10 protein-coding genes are annotated in these 9,970 nt (G+C 28.4%); all 10 read right to left on the minus strand.

What is annotated here, in order from left to right; all coding sequences use genetic code 11:
• Positions 1-36 precede the first annotated feature (36 nt).
• A complete protein-coding gene (locus B5D41_RS11655; RefSeq protein ID WP_159442950.1) occupies positions 37-879 on the minus strand; it encodes a PP2C family protein-serine/threonine phosphatase in 843 nt (280 codons plus the stop codon).
• A gap of 53 nt (positions 880-932) precedes the next feature.
• Positions 933-1,469, minus strand: coding sequence for an FHA domain-containing protein (locus tag B5D41_RS11660; RefSeq protein ID WP_078810829.1), 537 nt, complete (start codon positions 1,467-1,469; stop codon positions 933-935).
• Positions 1,470-1,492: 23 nt separating this feature from the next.
• Positions 1,493-2,188: an FHA domain-containing protein gene (locus B5D41_RS11665; RefSeq protein WP_159442951.1), complete on the minus strand. Its 696-nt coding sequence runs from the start codon at positions 2,186-2,188 to the stop codon at positions 1,493-1,495.
• A 17-nt stretch (positions 2,189-2,205) separates the two neighbouring features.
• Entirely contained in the window at positions 2,206-2,631 is a 426-nt protein-coding gene (locus B5D41_RS11670; protein WP_078810831.1) for a DnaJ domain-containing protein, read from the minus strand.
• Between the two features lie 25 nt (positions 2,632-2,656).
• Complete coding sequence (locus tag B5D41_RS11675) at positions 2,657-3,229, minus strand: DNA and RNA helicase (RefSeq protein ID WP_143555712.1); 573 nt, start codon at positions 3,227-3,229, stop codon at positions 2,657-2,659.
• A gap of 224 nt (positions 3,230-3,453) precedes the next feature.
• Positions 3,454-6,093 (minus strand): acetate and sugar kinases/Hsc70/actin family protein, encoded by a 2,640-nt coding sequence (locus tag B5D41_RS11680; RefSeq protein ID WP_078810833.1) that lies wholly within the window; start codon positions 6,091-6,093, stop codon positions 3,454-3,456.
• Positions 6,090-6,800 carry a hypothetical protein gene (locus tag B5D41_RS11685; protein WP_078810834.1) on the minus strand — a complete coding sequence of 237 codons (711 nt, stop codon included), beginning with the start codon at positions 6,798-6,800 and terminating at the stop codon, positions 6,090-6,092. Before B5D41_RS11685 ends, B5D41_RS11680 begins: the two co-directional genes overlap by 4 nt.
• Positions 6,800-8,077 carry a hypothetical protein gene (locus tag B5D41_RS11690; protein ID WP_078810835.1) on the minus strand — a complete coding sequence of 426 codons (1,278 nt, stop codon included), beginning with the start codon at positions 8,075-8,077 and terminating at the stop codon, positions 6,800-6,802. The genes B5D41_RS11685 and B5D41_RS11690 overlap by 1 nt, the downstream gene beginning before the upstream one ends.
• Positions 8,078-8,102: 25 nt before the next feature.
• A complete protein-coding gene (locus B5D41_RS11695) occupies positions 8,103-9,530 on the minus strand; it encodes a hypothetical protein (RefSeq protein WP_078810836.1) in 1,428 nt (475 codons plus the stop codon).
• A 74-nt stretch (positions 9,531-9,604) separates the two neighbouring features.
• The coding region (locus tag B5D41_RS14145) for a hypothetical protein (protein ID WP_159442952.1) at positions 9,605-9,970 on the minus strand (366 nt) is incomplete at its 5' end.

The raw sequence follows: 9,970 nt of genomic DNA on the forward strand, positions 1-9,970 counted from the left end.
AAACCCTCTCAAAAAATATTTGAAATTAATATTTTTTTATTTGACCTTTTCTAATACGATGACTGTAGCATTATCTTGGTTAGTTCTATGCTTATTTAATACCAATTTTAATATCATCTCCGAAGTATCTATGGGATGAATCTTCTTTTCTAGAATATTCTCCAATTCTATATTAGAAATTACATCAGATATTCCATCACTACAAATAATTATCTTATCTTCTTTCTTTAATTCTATTGGAGTCTTACTATAATCAATCTCATGAAAATCTTCATACCCTAAATAACTTGTAAGTCTATCTCTTTTAGGATGACTAAACTGCTCTTCTCTACTTATTTCGCCTGCTTTATACTCTGCCTTTAACTTATTCGCATAGATATGTTTTTGATTCATCGGAAACAATTCTCGGTTTCTATAAAGATATAAACTGCTATCTCCAACAGCTGCCCAATAAAACACATTATTATTAAACATCGCTGTAACCAAGGTTGTCCCAACATGTCTGTTTTCAGCTAACTCTAACACTTTAGAATTGCTTATGTATGCAGTGTTGATTAAGAATTTGTTAATAGAATTAATATTGTAATTCCTAGAAAATGCTTCTAAAAAAGTTTGTACTACTAAATCACTCGCTTCCTTACCTAAAGCAAAACCTCCCATTCCATCAGCCAATACAGCTAAAATCCTATTATCATCCTTTATTGTAGCAAAAGCATCCTCTTGTTCTTTTCTATTGCCAATAGTTTGAGCATTCCCTATTAATATTTCTGATTTGCATTTTTTATTCTTAAAATTAGCCTTTAAAAGATACTTAATTATCAATAACAATCCAATAAACCAAAATACAATATTAGGAAATTGTACAATCGTTCTAAGCAATATATTCTACTCCTTTTTTAATCTAAATTCTAGATGATTCTCCTTTTATTAATTTATAAGTCATTCTCCCACTCAAAATGCTGACCACATAATGGAATAAATATAAATTCGCTATTACCCATTCCCACTACATCATACGGCGATAACTCTGTCGGAGCATAGATTGCTTCTTCATTAACATAAATTATACCTGTTGTTTCTGCCCCTGGAATTAACATAAAATGTCGCCGCTTAGGATTGTAACTTATTACTGCATGGTTCCTACGGGATATTGCATTATCTCCTTTAATATATATATGCATATCTTCCGAACGACCTATGAAGTTCTTCTCACTTAAAATTCTATAATCTTTTCCTCGTTGTGCACCATCTATACATACTAACCAACCTACTACCGGATTTATACCATCTTGATTATCCCAATATGCTAAAGTCTTTACCCCATTTTTATTTGTATCTGAAACTGTGGATGTCTTTTTTTCTTGTTTAGCTCCCATGTTTCCTTCTAAATTCTGTTCATCACAATAAGGACATTGCTTATATTTTTTAGGATTATATAAATGACCGCTTTGACACCTTTCCATCTTCATCTTTACACTACCTCCTATGTCTTTTATTTAACTAATAATTTCGTATTTGCTATATATATAGTATCCCCCGAATTGATTGGATAAGGTTTACCCTCGTTAATTTTAAATTTCTTATCTGTGTTCTTTCTTTTAATTCCACTTCCATTTGAAGAGCCGATATCCTCAAAATACCATTTATCACCTGTATTATTCATTACTGCATGTTCACGACTTATAAGAGATGAATAAGTTGCTTGAGATAAATCTACATCTACTTCATTTACCTTTGTTTTTTTACCTATTAATACAGATCTTAATTCATTAATATCCCATTCATGTATTATCTTATCATCACTATCTTTCAATATTAGTGATCTTATTTCGTGATTTACTCTTCTCTCAATCCTTCCCCTTCTATACCTCTTTACTAAGAATACTATTCCTATAATAATCGGGATAGCGATGCTTACTATTAATAATCTCCGATCCTGATATACTAAATTAAAATAGACTATAAGTGCTGATACTCCCATCACCACTAAGAAATTTATGATTTTTAATAACAAACTATTTTTGTTACTATTTGTAATAATAGCATCATTTTTATCTTTAGCATTATTTATATCATATTCATTATTCTTGTACTTTGATATTTTGCGCTTTAAATAGTATCTCTTAATATGTTGAGGTATGTTAATTATAGATAATATTCTTCTTAATATATGATTAAATTTCTTCATGAATATCCCCCCGTTCTTTATTCCTTGACACCAAAACATCTATCAAAAAGATCATCAGTGTCCATAGGGTTCTTTTTTTCTTTTTTCTTCTTTACCTTCTTTTTTGTTTTAGGATTAAATCCAAAGAAGCTTTCAAAGTTTTTTTCAACATTTCTAAAGTCTCCTTGATTAAATTTATTATGAACACTTTGGCTATTTTTCTTTTTATTTTTATTCCTAGCTCTATTAAATCTTCTAGCTAATTTAACATCATATTTTCTTCTACTATCCTCGGAACTTAATACTTCATATGCTCCAACAATTTCTTTAAATTTCTCTTCCATCTTTTTATCATTCTGATGTTTATCTGGATGATATTTTAATGCTAATTTCCTATAAGCTTTTTTAATCTGTGAAAAATCAACATTCTGATTCACACCCAAAATTTTATAATAATTCTTCATAAATTATTTATATGCCCCCCTTATTTTAATCAACTATTATCTTCTTTGGACCTTTATCTCTTCTCTCTTCATTTAATTTAACCCCAGATAATTCCTTAACTATCTTCTTCATATATTCATATAACTCTAAATTTGTATAACCTTTCTCAGCTATACCTAATCTTCTAACTAAATAACTTATTATTACATCTCTATCTATAGTTTTTGAATTTAAAGATTCCATCGCAAATATAGTATCCAAATTATTATCATATGAAGCTTTTAATAATTTTTTAGCAAAAGTCCTTATAATTAAAGGATGAAGTGTATGTTTCTCTACGTTAGCATACTTTACATTAATTATATTTATAGTATTATATTTAGTAGAAAAATCTAAGAAATCATTATAATTAGATCTTAATTCTGCTCCTTCTCTAAGCTTAAATCTTCCTAATTCAAATTCATCCTCTTTTAATTCTATCTTATTATCAAAAAAGATTTCACTATTATAAGTTCTAAAATCTTCTGTTTCTTCAATTTGAGCCACTCTAAATTTAATTACCATTTCTTTATTTGTATTAGTATAATTTAAATTTTGGCTTTTATCTAGTATATACACCACCCCTCCAAATTTAATGACTCCTCTCTTTATATGTATATAATCATCCTCAATTAAAAGATTGCTCCCGGCTATTATTCCATTAGAGTAATCCTGAAAATAAAGATCTATAAAGTTCCTAGGATAATCTCTAAGATTCTCAAGCATACTCTGTTTTAAAATTCTTCCTTTTGCAAAGTAAGGAAATTTATTATTAAACAATGTCTTCTCCTTTCTATATTTTATTATTTTAGTCCATCAAAGAAATCTAGCTGAGATAGGTCATCTTCAAAGGTAAAGTATTCTTTCTTTCCTATATGTAATTGCTCATCTTCTCTACAGACTGGTAAGACAAAGAATCCCCAGTTATCATCAGCAGTAAATAAGAAGAACTTCACCGCACCATTACGAATAGTGTCTGTCTCTTCCTGTAATATCTTACCTGCATATTGCTCTATGATATCCTCTACTAATGCAGGTTTATAATCACTAAAATCATTCTCATATAAATACTCTTTTTTAGTTAATCCCTCATCACTCTTTAAATAAAATTTAATCTCTCGGGCACTTAATGGTTTTAATATATGCCCTTTAGCTTGATCTATTCTTTCTTGACTATCTATTACTATCTTCTCTTTACCAGTAAAGGTAAAAGCAGTAATTGAATAAGGTATAACTGGTGCCTTATTCTCTATTTTTACCTCAATATCACCAACCTTTTTAGATTTTATATATTTAATTATCCCTCTTAAACAAGATAGCTTAAGGTATAAAGAATTCTCCTCATCACTCTGCCTTTGCTTAAACTCTATACTTCGCCCTGGAACAAACTCCTTTAATGCTTCCTTAAATATATCTATTTTACATGATTGACCTGTTAATTTAATTATAGAATAATGTAGTAACTCTCTATTTTCATAAAAAACTTCTAAGAACTTTCTAACTATTTCATAAATATCCGCTTTTATAAGTTTATTGATCTCTTTTATATTAAAGACTACATCTGGAAACCGATTCACAGTTTCTAATAAATCATATTTTTTTACAGAAAGACTCCACTTACTTAATGAAGTTATATGTAAGTCATTATCTCCACCACTTAACTCTGAAGAATCAAACTTATTCCTCAAAATATTTGTTTTCTTAAAGAACTGCTTCTTCATATTCTCTGCTAGCTCCCATAAGAAATAAAAGTTATTCTTTACTTTTTGATATTCATCACTAGTTTGGTTCTCATACTCTCTATATCTTGTAGGAATTATCTCTTCTACATCTTGATAATATTCAGCTAACTTTTCATAAATCTTTTTTACTCCTAACTCATCTACATACCTAAATAGATCTACACTTGGCAGTGTAATCAATTCATCTACATCTATAATCTCACCATCATTCTTATAATAATGAGCAAAGACTATCTTCATGAATTGCATTATTCTATAAGTAATATTATTTCCACCAAAATTAGTATCTCCATTCTCAAAACCAGTTTGAATATTCACTTTATAAGAGATATCCCCTTCTTCAATTTTGAAACTACAAGAAGATAAATCAGTAGTTCCACCGCCACAATCTATAACTAAAGCTCTATATTCTTCCCCATCTTGGAAATTTTGTTTTTCAATTAAGTTCGCTATTGTATTATAAAGCACAGACATTCCTTCATCTAAGATATCTTCTTCCTCTATATAGTAATCTGGTACTATCTCTTGAAACATTGAGACGAATTGAGATTTCATTTTTACTGGACTTGAAACATGTATGTTTTTAAATTTGCATTTAAACTGATTTTCTGCGGACTTAATTATATAATTAATATAATTATTTATTATCTCACCCCGAGTAACTTTAGCTATATTACCGAATTCATCATATACTTCTTCTTCTTTATGATAGGTATTCACCCATCTCTTTATTCCTTGAAAGACACTAGCATTACTAGTATAATCCTTTCTTTTCATATGATGCTTTGCTTCATATCCAAATAAAAATTTTATATTCTCTGAATCTTCACAACTTAATACATATACTATAGTTGGAATCATTCCTTCCCATCTTTCTTGCTTTGTTGTTACATATGGGAATTTTACATAATTAATCTCATTTATCTTTATTCTTTGATTCAGCAGGGCATTATTAGAAATATTAGATACATAATTATTATCCAAATAAGCACCTGCCGTTGTATTAGAGGTCCCAAAATCAATACATAGTACTGATTTTGTTTCTTCAAGTTTTTTAGTCTCAAAATCTATTATTGGCACCTTATAATACTCAAGGTTCATCGGCGGTAGCCTTTTTTCTTGATGAAAATTCTTATATAAGTATTCTGAAGCACTCTTTTTGAAGAATAATAGACTATAATTTTTGTTATTTAATCCCTGTAATCTTAAGTTCTTATTATTGGCTGATAAATAATAGGTATTATCGCCGTTTTTTTCTTTTTTTATGTTAAATATTCCGCATAAATAGTTTTTCCCATTAACTAATAATACATTTGATTCCTCTATCTCATTTTTAATAACTACTTTATACATATCTTCTTTATTAATTCCTACTTCTTCATAAATTGTTATCTTTGCTGGAACCTTTATATCTTCTAAAGCTTTTAATTTAGTTACTAAATTTTCATCCAATGCTTCCTGTAATCTTTCAAACCCACCTTCTTTGAATGAATCTATTAATAGCGGCCCTCTTATTCCTCGATACTTTAATATTATATCTATTAATTTTTTTCTATCATAAGACATTTGATAAGCTTTAATTATTTTATATTCACGACAGATCTTTCTTAATTTATAGGTTGACATATCCATTAATTCACTTCTAGTAAACTTTCTATTTCTATAGTTTTCTTTTTTAGGGTTGATTCGATACGACTTCAATTTCCTATATCCTCCTTCTCATATATTGAAATTTTCTCTATGCCCATAGTTTCTACAATGCCTATTATCCCAAAGTGATACTCCCAATAAGTTATTATTTGAAAATTTATTGGTAAGAATAATTCTTGTATTACTTCTAATTTTTTCATATTTTCTTGATTCTTCTCTTTGTTTATGTAGACAAGTATTTCATTTATACTTTCTTGGTTTACATATGTTATTGACCCTTTGAAGACCCTTTTGATAGTATTTCTTAAGAAATAAATATGATTTCCTGTATTATAAAATTTATAAATATTATCTAGAAGAATATTTGTCTCTCTAAGAGTAAAGTAATCTATTCCTTCTTTAACTTTGTCTCCAAAGCAACCATTTTTAATTTCTGTATGAATAAACTTCTTATAAAATTCTACTTTAGTCAGCCCTTGTTTAAGATCTATCTCTCCTAAAAAATGGATAATTATATCTAATAATACTTCTCTTAACTCTTCATTCTTTTTATAATTAGGGTTAAATAAACCTTTAAAAATTTCTAAAAATCTATAATATGGATTTATCTCTACTTCGTTTTTAACTTCCTTAAAATTAATATCTTCATTACTAAGCTCCATATATGCTGAATAAATAGAAGCCTGTTTAAAAGTTATATCAGTTAAATCTATTTCATCATTTTTCGCCTTAATTATTACATCCCAAATATAATCCATTAAACAATTTCTCCTTTACACAGATATTCAGGAAAATACATCTGTAATTCAGAAATTGCAAAGCTAAGAAGGTCATCTTCAAAATAATCACTTCGAACACCTTTAAATTTAAGTAGCATAGTCTTTTTTGTATTATCTGATCTAATCTCATCTTCAATAAATGAGTTATAATCATAAGTAGAATCTGAATCTATTTCATGGTCAAATATCTCAATATCTTCTACGATTAACTCAGTAGTAGCTTCAAAAGAGTTTATAAGTCTGTTCAACTCGCCAAAGGTTTTAATATTTTTAAACCTTTCTTGTAAGAATTTATTCATAAATGTTTCTTTTCTGGAGTTTGACATCAATTCAAATTCGAATTCTCGATTTTCAAGTTTATTATTTTGATTAACCTTTAATAATTCCCAAGGATTAGCATTGCTCTCATCACTGGTAATTATCAATTCATCTTCTGTCTTTCTTACTGAAGATATATAAGCATTATTAGGAGTTACTAAATATCCATTTTCTTTACCCAAGGCTTCTAAAGAAATATAGTGATCATAGTTCACCTTATCCTCAACCGGTAGTGGAAAACCTTCTCCTTTTTGATATACTTTTTCTATATTCCACACCGGAACATAATTAATATGTTTAACATCTTCAAAATCGCCTAAATCAAAACTAATTTCTTCAAAATCAGTTAAATCATCTAAATTATCCATCTCATATCCTGCAATTACAACATCAAACATCTTGCGGATATACGGATTATTTATTGTTCTCCAATTTGTTGAGTTTTCAAGAAAAATCTTATATAATTCCTCTTCTTTTTTGATATAATCTTGATTTTGTCTTAATTCAATTGAAATCGGATACGTCTCTTCATCACTTACAATAGCCCCTTGAAATCCCCTTGTTCTTTCTTTCAATTCTTCTATTTCTTTACAGCTCAGTGGTAAAAAAATTTTAGTAACAGATACTTCTTCTTGTTCCTTTAATTTATCTATAATCTCTTGTTTATCATATACTTCCTCTTCTTTATCTTCTTCTAAAATTGGAAATAAAAATTCATCTATTAATGGTACTTCTTCCCTCTTTACAATAGTTGTATAAGTATCATAATTTTTTTCTAGATCTTCAATTTCATTAAATGCTCTATCTTCTAACCTAGTATTCATTTCCTCTTGATAATCTATAAGATTATAAAATATGCCATCAACTATATTCTTTAGTACTTTTCTCTGCTCTAAGCTATCCATTTTATCTAATTTATTCTGGATTAATTTTTTCAATATATCACCTCACCTGCATAATTATTTAAACCATATTGATTCCGCCACTAGATATTTGTACTTCTTTACCGGAAAACTTAAGCTTTGTTTGAGAATTATCTAACGACACATCTCCATTCTTTCTTGTAACCTTTATCTCATCCGACGTCATAAATACTGTTCCTTTAGCACTCTTCATCTTCATTGTTTCTTCTTTTATTTCTACTAATGATTTATCATCTTTCCCAGAGATAAATATATTGCCATTATTAAGCCGAATTTTATAACCCCCAGGAGTAATAATTAATTTATCTGTTGGCTTATGGTCAATCTTTTTGGCACTATCGGTGCTACTGCTCTTTAAGGTAGCATGTTTCTCATTCTTGCTTTTAAAGTAGATATCTACTATATCATCTACTTCCGGAGCAAAATAAGAGTCAGTATAATTTCTATCTATTGGAAAATGAAATGATTTTGCTTCATTATATTCATCTGCTATATCTATAAAATCAACTTGAGCTGTATGGTCTTTATTTAACTTCATTACCTTAGCTCTAAAAGACCGACCCTCTATCGGAATTTCTCTTCTCTCTTGTAAAATATTTATATCTTCTTCTTTAACTAAGGTTAAATCTGAACATAAGACTCCTTCTTCTATATAAATTCTATTTTTAATTACGATTAAATCTATGGTCTGATCTTTTTGATTAGTCAATCGATATTTAACCTTCTTACCGATATTATAAACCTCTTTTGACCTAAAATGTTCATGGCAATCTACTTTATAATAATTGAATTTATGATTCTTCCTCCCGGTTTTCTTTCTCTTTACTCCAGATATATTATTTAATTCCTTTGCAGTAGCATTATGTAATCCGATTAAAATATTGATACTTTCTTTATCATCTTTAGTGTCATCTACTATTACTGGTTGATCTAGATATGAAGATATCCTTTTTAAAAAGTCCCACTCACTCTCTTTGTATTGTAAAGCCATAGGATAATTTTTAGTAGTTAAGACAGTCTGAGCTTGAGAATTATCACCAAAGACTATATTAAATTTGGAATTATCTTGCATAATCTTATCTAATACTTGTTTGTAAGTCGTTCCTAAATTTTGATAAATTCTATTTGGTCTAACTCTCTTAAGCAGTATACTGTAAGAAACTGCTTCTAGAGTAAGATAATAATCTTGTCTTTTATAAATAATATCATAGTCTTGGATGATCCCTTTAAATAATATTTTATTATCTTGATTACTATGATTTATCATTAATTTAGGATCTTCTTTTGCTAAATACCTCTCATATTTAGCAACATTCTCTTCATCTATGGCACCTTCTATTACTACTCTCGTATGATCATAGATCGATTTTTTGATTTCCATTTTATATAATGACACAAATTCAAAAGGATCAAACTTAACTTTTTGTGGAGTAAAAACCTTTTCTTCTTTTTGACTTTTTGAAGCCATTATTTAGCCTCCTTTTTTCGCTTGTTATTATTTATTAATATCAAATTCATTAACCCTTTACTTAAGTTGGTTACTTAAGAAATATTAATCCCATCCTTACTTATCTTTAACCTCTTGCTTCCAAAAGAAAATTCTGTCTTATTATCATCTATGACTCCATTTGCTTTTCCGGTCTTGAGATTAATTTTATCTTTATCAAGTATTATCTTACTTTTATCAGCTACGGAGAAGTTTAAACTCTCTTCTCTTAACCACATCTTGGCTTTATCTTCTTTACTAGCAAAGATTATCTCCTGATTATTAAGTAACATCCGAAAGCCACCAGGGGTCTTGATTAGTTTATCCGCTGGGTCATGATCTATCTCTTGATCATTATCGGTACTACTACTCTTTAAGGTGGCATATTTTTCGTTCTGACTTTTAAAGTAGATATCTACTAT

It is taken from the genome of Selenihalanaerobacter shriftii (genome assembly GCF_900167185.1).
Lineage (GTDB): Bacteria > Bacillota > Halanaerobiia > Halobacteroidales > Acetohalobiaceae > Selenihalanaerobacter > Selenihalanaerobacter shriftii.